The sequence below is a fragment of the Rhizobium sp. BT03 genome, assembly GCF_030053155.1.
In the GTDB taxonomy this organism is placed as follows: Bacteria; Pseudomonadota; Alphaproteobacteria; order Rhizobiales; family Rhizobiaceae; genus Rhizobium.
Map to the genome: position 1 here is coordinate 2,463,747 of NZ_CP125640.1, position 16,118 is coordinate 2,479,864.

10 protein-coding genes are annotated in these 16,118 nt (G+C 62.4%); 8 read left to right on the forward strand and 2 right to left on the reverse strand.

Annotation, left to right across the window (positions count from 1 at the left end; translation table 11 throughout):
* Positions 1–61 precede the first annotated feature (61 nt).
* Positions 62–3,061: a DNA polymerase I gene (gene polA / locus QMO80_RS12210; RefSeq protein ID WP_283196848.1), complete on the reverse strand. Its 3,000-nt coding sequence runs from the start codon at positions 3,059–3,061 to the stop codon at positions 62–64.
* 406 nt (positions 3,062–3,467) lie between these two features.
* Between polA and QMO80_RS12215 the strand changes: the two genes are divergently transcribed.
* Positions 3,468–3,884: a MarR family winged helix-turn-helix transcriptional regulator gene (locus tag QMO80_RS12215; RefSeq protein WP_003583451.1), complete on the forward strand. Its 417-nt coding sequence runs from the start codon at positions 3,468–3,470 to the stop codon at positions 3,882–3,884.
* A 20-nt stretch (positions 3,885–3,904) separates the two neighbouring features.
* On the opposite strand, the gene QMO80_RS12220 is transcribed toward QMO80_RS12215, so the two are convergent.
* Positions 3,905–6,289: an EAL domain-containing protein gene (locus tag QMO80_RS12220; protein ID WP_283196849.1), complete on the reverse strand. Its 2,385-nt coding sequence runs from the start codon at positions 6,287–6,289 to the stop codon at positions 3,905–3,907.
* Positions 6,290–6,515: 226 nt separating this feature from the next.
* On the opposite strand from QMO80_RS12220, the gene QMO80_RS12225 reads away from it, so the two are divergent.
* The 7 genes from QMO80_RS12225 to QMO80_RS12255 all read left to right on the forward strand — a co-directional run bounded on the left by QMO80_RS12225 (position 6,516) and on the right by QMO80_RS12255 (position 16,007).
* Positions 6,516–7,904: a dipeptidase gene (locus QMO80_RS12225; RefSeq protein ID WP_283196850.1), complete on the forward strand. Its 1,389-nt coding sequence runs from the start codon at positions 6,516–6,518 to the stop codon at positions 7,902–7,904.
* A gap of 381 nt (positions 7,905–8,285) precedes the next feature.
* On the forward strand, positions 8,286–8,966 hold the full coding sequence (locus QMO80_RS12230; protein ID WP_283196851.1) for an SH3 domain-containing protein: 681 nt from the start codon (positions 8,286–8,288) through the stop codon (positions 8,964–8,966).
* A 409-nt stretch (positions 8,967–9,375) separates the two neighbouring features.
* Entirely contained in the window at positions 9,376–9,597 is a 222-nt protein-coding gene (locus QMO80_RS12235; RefSeq protein ID WP_283196852.1) for a hypothetical protein, read from the forward strand.
* Between the two features lie 141 nt (positions 9,598–9,738).
* A complete protein-coding gene (locus tag QMO80_RS12240; protein ID WP_283196853.1) occupies positions 9,739–12,075 on the forward strand; it encodes a transglycosylase domain-containing protein in 2,337 nt (778 codons plus the stop codon).
* A gap of 281 nt (positions 12,076–12,356) precedes the next feature.
* Positions 12,357–14,273, forward strand: coding sequence for a molecular chaperone DnaK (gene dnaK, locus QMO80_RS12245; RefSeq protein WP_071084160.1), 1,917 nt, complete (start codon positions 12,357–12,359; stop codon positions 14,271–14,273).
* An 85-nt stretch (positions 14,274–14,358) separates the two neighbouring features.
* Entirely contained in the window at positions 14,359–15,489 is a 1,131-nt protein-coding gene (gene dnaJ, locus QMO80_RS12250; RefSeq protein WP_012559503.1) for a molecular chaperone DnaJ, read from the forward strand.
* Between the two features lie 317 nt (positions 15,490–15,806).
* Complete coding sequence (locus QMO80_RS12255; protein WP_049731246.1) at positions 15,807–16,007, forward strand: hypothetical protein; 201 nt, start codon at positions 15,807–15,809, stop codon at positions 16,005–16,007.
* The last annotated feature ends 111 nt before the right edge of the window (positions 16,008–16,118 follow it).

A 16,118-nucleotide genomic window follows, 5' to 3' on the forward strand; every position in this document is an offset into this window, starting at 1 on the left:
GCTGCGATTTCAGTGAGTTGAATTAAACGGAAAAATCTTTGCCGATTTTGTGGAGACGGGGCTAATGCGCCTCGTCCCAATTGCTGGCAGCGCGCGCATCGACCCTCAGCGGCACGCGCATTTCGAGCGCCGGCATGGTGGCGTTTTCCATGACCGAGACGATGATGGGCATCGCCTTTTCGACGTCCTCGTTCTCGACCTCGAAAATGAGCTCGTCATGCACCTGCAGCAGCATGCGGACGCGCTCGGCAAGGCCGGCTTCGGCGAGCGCCGGCTCCATCCTGATCATCGCCCGGCGGATGACGTCGGCGGCCGACCCCTGGATCGGCGCGTTGATCGCGGCGCGCTCGTTGAAGGCGCGCACCGACGGGTTGGAAGAGCGGATTTCGGGGTAGTTGATTCGCCGGCCAAAGATGGTTTCGACATAGCCCTTGTCGCGCGCCATGGCCTTGCGGCTTTCCATATAGTCGCGGATTCCGGGGAAACGCTCGAAATACTTCTTGATGTAGTCGCCGGCTTCCGAACGCTCGATCGACAGCTGGTTGGCAAGGCCGAAGGCCGAGATGCCGTAGATGATGCCGAAATTGATCGCCTTGGCGCGGCGGCGCACCTCGCCCGGCATGCCTTCGACGGGCACGCCGAACATTTCCGACGCGGTCATGGCATGGATGTCGACGCCATCCTCGAAGGCCTTGGTCAGCTGCGGGATCTCGGCCACATGGGCAAGCACGCGCAGTTCGATCTGGCTGTAGTCGGCGGAGATCAGCTTGTGGCCCGGCGTCGAGATGAAGGCGGTGCGGATCTTGCGGCCTTCGGCGGTGCGCACCGGAATGTTCTGCAGGTTCGGCTCGGAGGAGGACAGGCGTCCGGTCGTCGTCGATGCCAGCGAATAGGAAGTATGGACCCGCTTGGTCTCCGCGTGCACATAGCCGGGGAGCGCGTCGGTGTAGGTCGATTTCAGCTTGGTGAGCTGGCGCCAGTCGACGATCTTGCGCGGCAGCTCGAACCCGGCGGCGGCGAGATCCTCGAGTACCTGCGCGGAGGTGGACCATTGGCCGGTCTTCGTCTTGCTGCCGCCGGCAAGGCCCATCTTGCCGAACAGGATATCGCCGAGCTGCTTCGGCGAGCCGATATTGAACCGCTCGCCGGCCAGCACATAGATCTCGTCTTCCAGGCGCGCGGCACCCTGGGCCAGCTCACCGGACAGGCGCGACAGGATCTGCCGGTCGACGGTGATCCCCCGCGCTTCCATGCGCGCCAGCACCGGCAGCAGCGGCCGCTCCAGCCGTTCATAGACGCTGGTCAGCCCTGCCGCCGCCAGCCGCGGCTTCAGCACCAGCCAGAGCCGCAGCGTCACGTCGGCATCTTCGGCGGCATAATGGGTGGCGCGGTCGATATCGACGAGATCGAAGGTGACGTTCGCCTTGCCGCTGCCCGCCACATCCTTGTAGGGGATCGGCGTATGGCCAAGAAATTTTTCCGAGAGCGGGTCCATGCCATGGGCGCCGGTGCCGGCGTCGAGCACGTAGGAGATCAGCATCGTGTCGTCGAAACTCCTGGTCTCGATGCCGTAGCGCTGCATCAGCAGGTAGTCGTATTTGAGGTTCTGCGCGACCTTGAGAACCGCGCCGTCCTCCAGCAGGGCCTTCAGCCGCGGCAAGGCATCGCGCATGGGGATCTGGTTGTCGGCAAGGCCGCCGCCGAGCAGATCGCCGACGCCGTTCTTGTGGGCGAGCGGTATATAGGCGGCGCGGATCTTCGTGCCGGTGGGATCGGCCGTATTGTCGGCGATCGCCAGCGAGAAGCCGACAAGCTCGGCCTGCATCGCATCCAGCGACGTCGTCTCTGTGTCGAAAGCAACGAGGCCGGTATCGCGTGCATCGGCGATCCACCGGTCGAGCGTGGCGAGATCCCGGATCGTCACATAGGCCGAATGATCGAAGGGCAGCGTCGCAAAGGCTTCGGCCCGCGCCTTGGCCAGATCGGCGGGCGAAAAGGCGCCTTCGACTGAAGCCTTGGCCTTCGCGCGCGGCGGCACCGGCACCGATTCGCCCGAGACCTCGGGGATGCCGCCGGCAACAGGGGCCGGTTCGGCCGCGTCGAGATCGGGGCCATGGGCAGCCTTGCCCCATTCGATGTTGACGATCGCCGGTTCGATGGCGTTGGCATCGCAATCGCAGACTTCGGCGACGCGACGCGTCAGCGTCGTGAATTCCATCGTCTTCAGGAAGCCGATCAGCTTCGGGCCGTTCTGCGGCTCCAGCACCAGCGCGTCGAGATCGAGGTCGAGCGGCACATCGGTGCGCAGCCGCACGAGGTCGCGCGAGAGCCTGGCCATATCGATATTGGCAAGGATCGTCTCGCGACGCTTGACCTGCTTGATCTCGGTGGCGCGGTCGAGCAGCGTGTCGAGATCGCCGTATTCCTCGAGCAGCTGGGCGGCGGTCTTCGGGCCGATGCCGGGAATGCCGGGAACATTGTCGACGGAATCGCCGGTCATCGCCTGCAGGTCGATCATCTTTTCCGGCGGCACGCCCCATTTCTCGATGACATCGGGAATGCCGATCTGCTTGTCCTTCATGCTGTCATACATATGGACATTCGGGCTGACGAGCTGCATCAGGTCCTTGTCCGATGAGACGATGGTGACATCGGCGCCCGATGCCTCGGCCAGGCGGGCATAGGTGGCGATGATATCGTCGGCCTCGAAACCTTCGGTCTCGATGCAGGGCAGGTTGAAGGCGCGGGTCGCCTCGCGGATCAGGCCGAACTGGGGAACGAGCTCTTCCGGCGGGGCGGAGCGGTTCGCCTTATAGGCGTCGTAGAGATCCTTGCGGAATGTCTTGGCGGAATAATCGAAGATGACGGCAAGATGTGTCGGGGTCACGCCGACATCGGTGTTGCGCGCATCCCTCAACAGCTTCCACAGCATGTTGCAGAAACCGGAAACGGCGCCGATCGGCAGGCCGTCGGTCTTGCGGGTCAGCGGTGGCAGTGCATGAAACGCCCGGAAGATGAAACCGGAACCGTCGACTAGGAAGAGGTGATCGCCTTTTTTCATGGGTGCATGGATAGCGCGGGCACGGGACGAGGTCCATATAAAGTTCGGCGGGCGGCGCGGAAGATTCTGCTCACCAAACTGTTACCGATTTGTAACGATCGCCCTCCCTTGAAAAACCACATTCTCAGGCACAAATCCATGTCACCGGCGCTTGATCGCGCCGCGGGTCTGATCACCGGCTTGTCCCCCGCCGCGTCAGGCTTGGACAAAGGCCTTATCCCCCTCTCCGGGCCTTTGTCCCCACTTTAAGGTCGCCATGGCCAACCTCCAGGCCATGGCGACTTTTGTTTTTCCAGGCCCTCGAAATTATCGTCGCCCCTCGCATATTTTGAAGTATCGCATGCGATTTGCTGCATTGTCTCCGGGATGGTTTTGAGCCTAACTTGCAATCATGGGATTTAACCGCATGGATTCGGGAGCTTACCTTGCCAGCCAGCTGGCGAAGGGTTTTGCCCGCTCGCTGCACCAGCGCGCGGTCGGGCTCGGTTTTTCTCCGGGCCAGTTTCCCATTCTGCTGGAATTATGGGCCGAGGACGGGCTGACCCAGAAACAGCTTCTCGAGCGGGTCGATATCGAACAGGCGACCATGGCCAACACGCTGTCGCGCATGGTCCGCGACGGGCTGATCGAGCGCCGGCCGCATCCATCCGACAAGCGCGCGCAACTGCTCTTCCTGACACCGAAGGCCCGCGCCATGGAGGCCGAGGCGATCGAAACCGCCCGCGAGGCCGACCTTGCGCTGTTTAAAGGTTTTCGGGTTTTCGAGCGCGAGTTGACGCTCGAATATATCCGCCGGCTTCTGGAAAACGCCAAGGCGCTCTGAGCGGGATCATTCGCCCAAGATTATTCGCTGACGAGGCGTGTGCGCTGTCGCGGCGGCATGCCGGTTCCGGCCTGCTCCGGCAGGATGCTTGTGCGAACGGCCGGCTTCATGCTCGGCTCGATATCCGGCTTGCCGAGCAACAGGCCCTGCACCTGCGCGCAGCCTTCCTCGACGACGATCCGGCGCTGCATTTCCGTTTCCACGCCCTCGGTGACGACGGGCATGCCGAGGCTGTGGCCGAGACCGATGATAGCGCGCACGATCGATCGCGCCGCCGCATCATGCTCCAGCACGCCGGTGAAGCTGCGGTCGACCTTGATTTTGTCGAAGGGAAACGAGCGCAGATTCGACAGCGAGGAGTAGCCGGTGCCGAAATCGTCCATGACGATGTGCACCCCCAACTTACGCAGGCGCTGCAGCGTTGCAATCACCCGGTCGCGGTCGCGGATCAGGGCTGTCTCGGTGATCTCAAGCTCCAGCCGATCGGCTGCGAGCCCCGTCTCGGCGAGAATAGCCTCGACCCGTTCGCACAGGTTGGGCAGCATGAACTGCACCGGCGAGACATTGACCGCAATCCTCAGCGGCTGCGGCCAGCGCGCGGCCTCCCTGCAGGCCTGCTGCAATATCCATTCGCCGAGCTGGACGATCGATCCGCTTTCCTCGGCGATCGGGATAAAAATGTCGGGCTCGGTCATGCCGTGGCCCGGCCGGTGCCAGCGCATCAAGGCCTCGTAGCCGCCGATCTCGCCGTTCTGCGCGTTGAGGATCGGCTGATAACTGACATGGAGTTGGTTGCGGATGATCGCGTGGCGCAGGTCGCTTTCGATCTGGCGGCGGTTGCGCGCCGCTTCGTCCATTTCCGCATCGAAGAAACAGGCCCTGCCGCGGCCATCATGCTTGACGCGGTAGAGCGCGGTATCGGCGTTGTTGCAGAGTTCTTCGGCCGTGCGCCCGTCCCTTGGATAGAGCGCGATGCCGAGGCTGACGCCGACGGCCGTGGGGTCACGGGCCGTGTCCATTTCGGCCGCGAATTCGTCGATGATATCATCCGCAAGCTTTTGCGCCGATGCCGGCTGCTGCCCGGCGGACTGGATGATGGCGAATTCGTCGCCGCCGAGCCGGGCGATCGTATCGCTCTCACCGGCCACCCGGCGCAGGATAGCGGCAACCTTGCGGAGAATGCGGTCGCCTTCGGCGTGGCCGAAAATATCATTGACGGCCTTGAACCGGTCGAGGTCGAGACAGAACAGCGCAACCTCGGTGTTCTTGCGTTCCGCCACCTGCAGCGCCTGCCGGATGCGTGTGTCGAACAGCGACCTGTTCGGCAGATCGGTGAGCACGTCGTGATGGGCGAGATGCTCGATCATCTCCTCGGCCTGCTTGCGCTCGGTGAGATCGCGCACCGCCAGCACCTCGCAATTGCGGCCGCGATAAACGATCCTGCTGGAGTTTGCTTCCACGGCAATCTCTCTGCCGGCGCGGGTGTTCAGCAGCGTCTCGCCCGGCCTGTTCTCCCGGGATCCCTGAACGACCGTCAGCACATCCGAGGGCGCCTTGCCCGAGAGATCGGCAAGCTTCCAGCCCGACAAGGCCTGGAACCGCTCGTTGACATCGATGATCCGGCCCTCGCGCAGGATCAGCAGCCCCTCCTGCGAGGCATTGGCAAGTCCGCGCAGATCGGTCAGATGGCTTTGGACGAAGACCACGGCAAGGACGACCAGGATAAGAGCCGTTGCCGCCACCACGACGATCGCGGCGAGCACCCTGGTGTCGAGCACCAATGTGGGAACCTCCTTGCCGGGGTCCGGCACGAGGGTAATGCTGCCCATCGAGATGAAGTGAAGGGTGCAGATGGCGAGGACGAAGACCAGCGATGAGCTGAAGAGACGCCTCATGCCTTTCAGATTGAAAAAGATATGGAAGGCGGCGCTCGACAGAAGCATTCCGGCGACGACCGCCGTCAGTGTCATGACGGGATCGTAGAGGATGACCGCCTGTGTTTCGATCGCCTGCATGCCGGTCAGGTGCATGGAGGCGATGCCGAGCGCCATCAGGACTCCGCCGCGGATACGGGAAAACCGTCCGTCACGTTGCGAGGCGGCGAAGATCGCCACCCATGAGCCCGCGACCGACAGCAAAAAGGAAAGCAGCGTCAGGTCGAGCGCGTAGCTGATCGGCGTGCCGCCATCATAAGCAAGCATGGCGATGAAATGCGTTGCCCATACGCCGGTGCCGAAAGCAAAGCCCGACGCGCCGATCCAGAGCTTGCGCTGCCCGGCGTCGCACTCCTGGGCCCGGGAAAGCAGCAGCATCGCCGCCATGGCGCCAACCAGGCAGACCGCGGCCGCTACAATGACCAGGCGCCAGTCGTGATTGTCGCGAATACATGCAATGACCGAAAACATCTGCGCGCGCCCCCCGAACAGCTGATTTTCGGCCGATGCTATTTAGGTTGTGCTAATTAACTGTAAATTGAATTAGATTTTTCTTTATTATCATGAGGCGCCCCTCCACGAGACTCCATCCATGTCGTTTCCGCCGCTTTGCACCCTGCTGATTTTTGCTTTTTCCGCCTCGCCTGCTTTCCTGGATTGGTCTATCGTCCCGCCAAATTTCGAAAAGGAGTCGAAAATGGCCGACATACAACCGGTTCTTTCGCGTGCGGACCAGAATCTTTCATCGAGCCTCGAAAAGCTGTTCGAACTGCTGCGCATCCAGTCGATTTCCACCGATCCCGCCTACAAAGCCGAATGCCGCAAGGCTGCCGAATGGCTCGTCAGCTATCTCGAAACGCTCGGCTTCGAAGCCTCCGTTCGCGACACGCCCGGCCATCCGATGGTCGTCGCCCATCATGCCGGCGCGTCCACCGGCGCGCCGCACGTTCTGTTCTACGGCCATTACGACGTTCAGCCGGTCGACCCGATCGAGCTTTGGGAAAACGATCCCTTCGAGCCGACGATCAAGGATGTCGGCGACGGCCGCAAGATCCTGACCGGTCGCGGCACCTCCGACGACAAGGGCCAGTTGATGACTTTCCTCGAGGCCTGCCGCGCCTATAAGGAGATCAACGGCGCGCTTCCCTGCCGCGTCACCATCCTCTTCGAAGGCGAGGAAGAATCCGGCTCGCCGTCGCTGAAGCCCTTCCTCGAAGCCAATGCCGCCGAGCTCAAGGCTGATTATGCGCTGGTCTGCGATACCGGCATGTGGGACCGCGACACGCCGGCGATCGCCGCCGCGCTGCGCGGCCTTGTCGGGGAGGAAGTCACCGTGACGGCCGCCGACCGCGACCTGCATTCCGGTCTCTTCGGGGGCGCTGCGGCCAATCCGATCCACATCCTCGTCGAGGCTCTCGCCGGCCTGCATGACGAGACGGGCCGCATCACGCTCGACGGCTTCTACAATGGCGTCGAGGAAACCCCTGAGAACATCAAGGCCTCATGGGAGACGCTCGGGAAGACCGCCGAGACGTTCCTCGGCGAAGTCGGCCTTTCCATTCCCTCAGGCGAAAAGGGCCGCTCGGTGCTGGAACTCACCTGGGCGCGGCCGACCGCCGAAATCAACGGCATCTGGGGCGGATATACCGGTGAAGGCTTCAAGACGGTGATCGCCGCCAAGGCTTCGGCGAAGATCTCGTTCCGGCTTGTCGGCACGCAGGATCCGGCCGCCATCCGCGAGGTCTTCCGCGCCTATATGCGTTCGAAGATTCCGGCCGACTGCTCGGTCGAGTTCCATCCGCATGGCGGCTCGCCGGCGATCCACCTCTCCTATGATTCACCGGTTCTGACCAAGGCGAAGGGTGCGCTCTCCGACGAGTGGCCGAAACCCGCCATCGTCATCGGCATGGGCGGGTCGATCCCGATCGTCGGGGATTTCCAGAAAATGCTCGGCATGGAATCGCTGCTCGTCGGCTTCGGCCTCAGCGATGACCGCATCCATTCGCCGAACGAGAAATACGAGCTTGTCTCCTACCACAAGGGTATCCGCTCCTGGGTGCGGATTCTTCAGGCTCTTGCCGCCTGAACGAAACGGCGTGCCAGATCGTAGTAACAAAAAGGCCGGTTGAAACCGGCCTTTCGTCATCCGCTCGCTCAATGCCAGTTCATCCGTGGTCAAGGAGAAGCGGGTATTGCAATGAGACTGCCTCCGAAAGGTTAACGGATCGTTAACGGCGCGCGGGATCGCCGGGTTATCGGAAGCATTGCACGGCCTCAAGGTATTGCCAGCCATTTCCGCGTTCAAGCTGCGTTCATCGCGGGTCGCATATAAGTCATTGAAAGACAAGGTGAATGATAACGCTCTCGCAAGTGCGGGCGGTCGCTCGACCTTTTCGTTTTCAGACTGAAGATGCCAGGCAAGTGCAGCCGGGCGCTGCCCAAATGCGCCTACGAGGAGTGAGAAAACGTGAAAAAACTGTTTGCTAAAATCGCCGTGGCCGGCCTGTTCATGCTGACACCTGTGATCGCGCAGGCTGCCGAAGGCTATTCGACGGCGAACGTCAACATGCGCGCGGGTCCGAGCACCCGCTATCCCGCCGTCGCGGTCATACCCGCCGGCTCTTCCGTCGAGATCCGTGGCTGCCTTTCCGATCTCAACTGGTGCGACGTGGAGTTCTATGGCGGCCGCGGCTGGGTTTCCGGCCAATATGTGCAGGCGCTCTATCAGCAGCGCCGCATCTATGTCGGTCCGCAATATTACCGTCCGCTCGGCATTCCGGTCATCCGCTTCAGCGTCGACAACTACTGGGATCGTTACTACCGCAACCGCGATTTCTATCGTGAGCGCGACCGCTGGAGCCGCGGCCCGGACTACTATTATCGCGACCGCGACAATCGGGATCGTGACAGAAATCGCGATAATGATCGGGATGGGCGGGATCGCGATCGGAACTGGCGCGACGGGGATCGCAACCGCGACGGCGACCGAGATTGGCGCGATCGGGATCGCGACAGAGACTGGCGCAACCGAAATGGCGACCAGGACGGCCGCGACGGCAATCGACGCGGCGACCGGAGAGAGGGGGATCGCAGACCCGATCGCAGGAATTTCGATTGCCGGCCCGGCGACCCCTCCTGCGACCAATGAGATAGGAAGGGGCGGCGGCGGCGCCGTCCCTTTCGGCTTGCCCGGCCACCGGCGGGCAGTCAAGAAAAAGCCCGGCGCTCCCATGAGGGGATGCACCGGGCCTGATGTTGATCGGCGCGTGTTGAGGGGAGACGGCCGATCCGGGCGCGGGACGTGAGGGGCTGTCCCGCTTCATCCTAAACCAACGCGGAGCCTATTGGTTCCACCGACCGACAGAAGATGTGCGGCGGGGTGCCGACAGCGGCTCGCGCATGTCGGCGCAACGCATCTTCAGCCAGCCTCCTCGCCTCTCCCGGAGATCCCCGACAATTTGATGTGAAGGCATCGTGATGCCCTTGTGCTGCGGGATGCTTTGTTGCACTTTCGAGACGTTGCGGATCGATTTTGACCCGTTCGAGGCTGGACCCTGATGACGCAAGACTACCTGGCTTTCCCAAGGCTTTTCGGCGCTCGGGCAGCCGCCATGGATGTTACCGTCTGGCACAAACACAACCCACTCCTTCCTGTGCGACTGATCGATGGAGCAAGCCTCAACCCTTCCGGCCAGATCTGGCGCCGCTTTCATCTGGGCGCATGGGAATATAAGCAGGACCCGGAAACGCTCGAGGATTACGAGGCCCGCCAGTTCTGAGCGCACCCGACGTGCCTCCTTTCCATCATTAACACCCCGTTAAATCGCCGCATTTACAGTTCAGTCGGGTGACGGCGCCTGCAAAGTGCCGTTGTGCGAAGTTGCGCTTCGCGATCGAACATGGGGTGTGACCGGTCGGCGATGGCAGGCAGAGGCAGATCAAGCGACAGAATAGAACCGTCCTTCAGCGGCCGTACGGCACGCGACGATGACGAATTTTCGCTCGATGCCGATGACCGCGTCGTCGGGAGCCGATCCGCGCGGCGCGGCGGCTCCAAGCCGCCGGAGCGCCGCGCCCCGCGGCGGCGGCGCGAGCCGCGGGAGCGCGAAGGCGGCGGGCTTTTCGGCTTCCTGCGCCGGGTGATCTACTGGTGCGTCGTGCTGTTCATCTGGGCCGGCATCGGCATTGCCGGGCTTGTCGTCTATTATGGCTCGCGCATGCCGAGCGCCAGCACATGGGCGATCCCGGAACGGCCGCCGAACGTCAAGATCACCGCCGTCGACGGCAGCGTCATCGCCAATCGCGGCGCCACCGGCGGCGAGGCGCTGTCGCTCGAAAACATGTCGCCCTACATTCCGGAAGCCGTCATCGCCATCGAGGATCGGCGTTTCTATTCGCATTTCGGCGTCGACCCGCTCGGCCTCGGCCGGGCGATCGTGACCAACTTCACGGCCGGCCACATGGTGCAGGGCGGTTCGACGTTGACGCAGCAGCTCGCCAAGAACCTCTTCCTGTCGCCCGAAAGGACGCTGGAACGCAAGGTGCAGGAGGTGCTGCTCTCGCTCTGGCTGGAGCAGAAATACACCAAGGACCAGATCCTTGCCATGTATCTCAACCGGGTGTTCTTCGGATCGAACGCCTATGGCGTCGAGGCGGCGTCGCGCCGCTATTTCAACAAATCGGCGCGCGACGTGAACCTCGGCGAGGCCGCGGTGCTGGCCGGCCTGCTCAAGGCGCCGTCGCGGCTTTCGCCGGCCCGCGACCCCGATGCCGCCAATGCGCGCGCCCAGCTCGTGCTTGCGGCAATGCGCGAACAGGGTTTCATCACCGATTCCGAAGTCAAGACCGCGATGTCGCAGACCCCGGCTTCGGCCAAGAGCTATTGGTCGGGCGCCGGGCACTATGTCGCCGACATGGTGATGGACGAGCTGCCGGGCCTGATCGGCGACGTCAAGGAAGACGTCATCGTCGATACGACCATCGACAAGTCGCTGGAAAAGAAGGCCGAGCAATCGCTGGTCGACGTGCTCGACAAGGAGGGCGGAAAGCTCGACGCCTCGCAGGCGGCGCTCGTCTCGATCGACGGCACCGGGGCAATCCGGGCGCTCGTCGGCGGCAGGGATTATGCGACGAGCCAGTTCAACCGCGCCGTCAAGGCCAAACGCCAGCCGGGCTCCTCGTTCAAGCCCTTCGTCTATGCCGCCGCACTCGAAAAGGGACTGACGCCCTTTTCGGTGTTCAACGACGCGCCGATCCGCATCGGCGACTGGACGCCTGAAAATTACGAGAAGAAATACAATGGCGAGGTGACGCTGGCGACCGCACTCGCCAAGTCGCTGAACACGGTGGCCGCCCAGCTGGTGATGTATGACGGGCCGGATCAGGTGATCAAGCTTGCCCACCGGCTCGGCATCGAAAGCGAACTGCAGCCGAACGCCTCGATCGCGCTCGGCACCTCAGAGGTGTCGCTGATGGAACTCACCGCCTCCTATGCCGCCTTCATGAATGGCGGCTACAAGGCGACCCCGCACGTCATCCGCCGGGTAACGACAGCCGAGGGCAAGGTTCTCTACGAAAATACCTATGACAGCCCGCCGCGCGTGCTGTCCGAGCAGATCGCTGCCCAGATGGACACGATGATGATGGGCGTCATTGAGAACGGCACCGGCAAGAGCGCCAAGATCCCCGGCTGGCAGGCAGCGGGAAAGACCGGCACGACGCAGAATTCGCGCGACGCGCTTTTCGTCGGCTTCACCAGCAACCTCACCACCGGCGTCTGGTTCGGCAATGACGACGGCAAGCCGATGAAGAAGGTGACCGGCGGCGGTCTTCCGGCCAAAGCCTGGAAGGAATTCATGATCGCCGCCCATAAGGGTCTTTCGCCGGCGCCACTGTTCGGCAACGGCCAGTTGATCGCCGATCCGAACAATGGCCAGCCGATGGCGCAGGCAGCACCCGGCGATGGGCAGCCGGCCAACGGGCAACCGATGACGGCCGAGGCGCCGCCTTCGACGATCGGCGGCATTATTTCCGGCGTCTTCGGCGGCGACGACAATGCAAACCGCTATCCGCAGGCGCCTGTCCGGCAACCGAGCGCGACCTCGGGCAACGGGCCGGTTCCTCCAGGCGACATTGCCGAAGGCGGCGGTTCCGGCTACGACGGCATGGTGCCGCCCGGCGATGTCGGAGGGCCGCAGTCGACCTCTTCCGTCCAGCCGCGGCGCACCACCCTGCTCGATCTGATCATGGGCCAGTGAGATCTTTTGCTGCATGGCCTGCGCAAGCCGGATGCGCTAGAAATCTTCCGCTCTCAGGACGGCGGGCGAGCTCGTTCGCGGCTGCTGTAAAAATTGAATGCAACACATTCGTTTTGCTGGATTCCGGGCCATTTCCCGCCTTGCAGTCCAGAAAACCGCTCCTTATATACGCCGCATCACCGCAATCACGATTGCGTAATCTTAAGTAGACCCATCCCGTAAGGGGCTGTCAGGGAATGCCTTCTCGGGGTTCAGACAGCTTGCTTCAAGGAGAGAATGACATGGCAAAAGTAATTGGTATCGACCTTGGAACGACGAATTCCTGCGTCGCAGTCATGGACGGCAAGGACGCGAAGGTCATCGAGAATGCGGAAGGTGCGCGCACGACCCCTTCCATGGTGGCCTTTTCCGAGGATGGCGAACGCCTCGTCGGCCAGCCGGCCAAGCGCCAGGCGGTCACCAACCCGACGAACACGCTCTTTGCAGTCAAGCGCCTGATCGGCCGCCGCTATGAAGACCCGACCGTCGAGAAGGACAAGCACCTCGTTCCCTTCACCATCGTCAAGGGCGACAATGGCGACGCCTGGGTCGAAGCCAATGGCAAGGGCTACTCGCCCGCGCAGATTTCCGCGATGATCCTTCAGAAAATGAAGGAAACCGCCGAATCCTATCTCGGCGAAAAGGTCGAGAAGGCCGTCATCACCGTTCCCGCCTATTTCAACGACGCGCAGCGCCAGGCAACCAAGGATGCCGGCCGCATCGCCGGTCTTGAAGTTCTGCGCATCATCAACGAGCCGACCGCTGCCGCGCTCGCCTACGGCCTCGACAAAAAAGAAGGCAAGACGATTGCCGTCTACGACCTTGGCGGCGGCACCTTCGATATTTCGATCCTCGAGATCGGCGACGGCGTCTTCGAAGTGAAGTCCACCAACGGCGATACGTTCCTCGGCGGTGAAGACTTCGACATGCGTCTCGTCGAATATCTCGTCGGCGAATTCAAGCGGGACAACGGTATCGATCTGAAGAACGACAAGCTGGCCCTGCAGCGCCTCAAGGAAGCTGCCGAAAAGGCCAAGATCGAGCTTTCCTCGTCGCAGCAGACCGAAATCAACCTGCCGTTCATCACCGCCGATGCCTCCGGCCCGAAGCACCTGACGCTGAAGCTGACCCGCGCCAAGCTCGAAAGCCTGGTCGACGATCTCGTTCAGCGCACGATCGCACCGTGCAAGGCTGCCCTCAAGGATGCCGGCGTCACGGCGGCCGAAATCGACGAAGTGGTTCTCGTCGGCGGCATGAGCCGCATGCCGAAGGTCCAGGAAGTCGTCAAGCAGCTGTTCGGCAAGGAGCCGCACAAGGGCGTCAACCCGGATGAAGTCGTCGCACTCGGCGCCGCCATCCAGGCCGGCGTTCTGCAGGGCGACGTCAAGGACGTGCTGCTGCTCGACGTCACGCCGCTGTCGCTCGGCATCGAGACGCTTGGCGGTGTCTTCACCCGTCTGATCGAACGCAACACGACGATCCCGACGAAGAAGAGCCAGACCTTCTCGACCGCCGAAGACAACCAGCAGGCCGTGACCATCCGCGTTTCGCAGGGCGAGCGTGAAATGGCTGCCGACAACAAGCTGCTCGGCCAGTTCGACCTCGTCGGCCTGCCGCCGTCGCCGCGCGGCATGCCGCAGATCGAAGTCACCTTCGACATCGACGCCAACGGCATCGTGCAGGTTTCGGCCAAGGACAAGGGCACCGGCAAGGAACAGCAGATCCGCATCCAGGCTTCCGGCGGTCTTTCCGACGCCGACATCGAAAAGATGGTGAAGGATGCCGAAGCCCATGCCACCGAGGACAAGAAGCGCCGCGAGGCCGTCGAAGCCCGGAACCAGGCCGAAAGCCTGATCCACTCCACGGAAAAGTCGCTGAAGGATTACGGCGACAAGGTTTCCGAGGCCGACCGCACCGCGATCTCGGATGCGATCGCCGCGCTGAAGACGGCTTCGGAAGCGACCGAGCCGGATGCCGACGACATCAAGGCCAAGACCCAGACGCTGATGGAAGTGTCGATGAAGCTCGGCCAGGCGATCTATGAAGCGCAGCAGGCCGAAGGCGGCGCAGCCGGCGATGCCTCCGCGGAAGGCGGCGACAATGTCGTCGATGCCGACTACGAGGAAATCAAGGACGACGACCGCAAAAAGTCCGCGTAATCCGCGACGGCGTGGTTATGCTTCAACACCTGATCCGGCTGCTCACCATGGCAGCCGGAAATCCATTTCCGGGGTTTAATCCTTAATGGCAAAAGCGGACTTTTACGAAACTCTGGGTGTAGCCAAGACGGCGGACGAGAAAGAGCTGAAGAGCGCCTTCCGCAAGCTGGCGATGAAATTCCATCCGGATAAAAACCCGGATGACAAGGACGCCGAACGCAAGTTCAAGGAAATCAACGAAGCCTACGAGATGCTCAAGGACCCGCAGAAGCGGGCGGCCTATGATCGCTACGGCCATGCGGCTTTCGAGCATGGCGGCATGGGCGGCGGTGGCGGCGGCGGATTTGCCGGCGGCGGCTTCTCCGACATCTTCGAGGATATCTTCGGCGAGATGATGGGCGGCGGACGGGCGCGCCAACGCTCGTCGGGCGGCCGCGAACGCGGCGCCGACCTTCGCTACAATATGGAAATCACGCTGGAAGAGGCTTTCTCCGGCAAGACGGCGCAGATCCGCGTTCCCACCTCGATCACCTGCGACGTCTGTTCGGGGTCGGGCGCCAAGCCCGGCACGCAGCCGAAGAATTGCGGCACCTGCCAGGGAAGCGGGCGCGTGCGCGCCGCACAGGGCTTCTTCTCGATCGAGCGGACCTGCCCGACCTGCCACGGCCGCGGCCAGATCATTCCCGATCCCTGCCCGAAATGCCACGGCCAGGGCCGGGTGACGGAGGAGCGTTCGCTCTCGGTCAACATTCCCGCCGGCATCGAGGACGGCACACGCATCCGCCTGCAGGGCGAGGGCGAAGCCGGCGCCCGCGGCGGACCGGCAGGCGACCTCTATATCTTCCTGTCGGTGAAGCCGCATGAATTCTATCAGCGCGATGGCGCCGATCTCTATTGCGCCGTTCCGATCTCGATGACGACGGCCGCTCTCGGCGGCACCTTCGACGTGGCGACGCTCGACGGCACCAAGTCGCGCGTCAGCGTGCCGGAGGGCACGCAGGCCGGCAAACAGTTCCGCCTGAAGAGCAAGGGCATGCCGGTGCTGCGTTCGGCACAGACAGGCGATCTCTACATCCAGATCCAGATCGAGACACCGCAAAAGCTGACCAAGCGCCAGCGCGAGCTGCTGCAGGAATTCGAACAGCTTTCCTCCAAGGAGAACAATCCCGAATCGACGGGCTTCTTCGCCCGGATGAAGGAATTCTTCGAAGGCTGAGCCGCGATCGATAGATCCATCTCGAAAGCCGGGGACGGAAACGTCTCCGGCTTTTTCGGTTCCAACAGTCCCCTTTCGGCACACCCACCATTCACATCGAGGAATCTGTCCCGGATCGGCACGACGGCGGAGCGGAACATGACTTGCATTAACGCAGCCCAATGATGCCGCTTGCAAGTTTTCCAAATGAATTCAGTCTCTGCCGTCAGCGCATAACCCCGAAGATCGGAATCGATATCCGGAAAGGATTATGCGGGCAATCAAAGTGATAAAGCGTCCTGAGACGCGCGGGAACAACCAAACCAAGGGTATCTGCCATGGCGCCAGCCTTTACCTCCCAGTCCGAAGACGTCGACGTTCTCGCCGGCGCCATCTACACATGGTGCGCCGAGCGCAACATCAAGCTTCGCAGCCAGCAGGGGCTTTCCATCGCCAGTATCGCGATCGATCTTTATCATGCCGGCCACCAGACGCAGGACGACCTGCTGATGGCGCTGCACGAATGCGAGATTCACTAAGACGCGTCGCGATCTTTCAGATTCGCTGCTTGCGCTTCAGCTCTTTATTTTCTCGCATGTCGTTGCGGCAAAAGCGCTTCGCGCTTTGCCTGGGAAAACCGCTGCAGACTT

What these genes read in the sequence shown, in the direction of transcription:
- dnaJ (WP_012559503.1), top strand. Translation starts at nt 14,359, where the DNA reads ATGGCAAAAGCGGACTTTTACGAAACTCTGGGTGTAGCCAAGACGGCG.
- QMO80_RS12225 (WP_283196850.1), top strand. Translation starts at nt 6,516, where the DNA reads ATGGCCGACATACAACCGGTTCTTTCGCGTGCGGACCAGAATCTTTCA.
- QMO80_RS12255 (WP_049731246.1), top strand. Translation starts at nt 15,807, where the DNA reads ATGGCGCCAGCCTTTACCTCCCAGTCCGAAGACGTCGACGTTCTCGCC.
- dnaK (WP_071084160.1), top strand. Translation starts at nt 12,357, where the DNA reads ATGGCAAAAGTAATTGGTATCGACCTTGGAACGACGAATTCCTGCGTC.
- QMO80_RS12215 (WP_003583451.1), top strand. Translation starts at nt 3,468, where the DNA reads ATGGATTCGGGAGCTTACCTTGCCAGCCAGCTGGCGAAGGGTTTTGCC.
- QMO80_RS12235 (WP_283196852.1), top strand. Translation starts at nt 9,376, where the DNA reads ATGACGCAAGACTACCTGGCTTTCCCAAGGCTTTTCGGCGCTCGGGCA.
- QMO80_RS12220 (WP_283196849.1), bottom strand. Translation starts at nt 6,289, where the DNA reads ATGTTTTCGGTCATTGCATGTATTCGCGACAATCACGACTGGCGCCTG.
- polA (WP_283196848.1), bottom strand. Translation starts at nt 3,061, where the DNA reads ATGAAAAAAGGCGATCACCTCTTCCTAGTCGACGGTTCCGGTTTCATC.
- QMO80_RS12240 (WP_283196853.1), top strand. Translation starts at nt 9,739, where the DNA reads ATGGCAGGCAGAGGCAGATCAAGCGACAGAATAGAACCGTCCTTCAGC.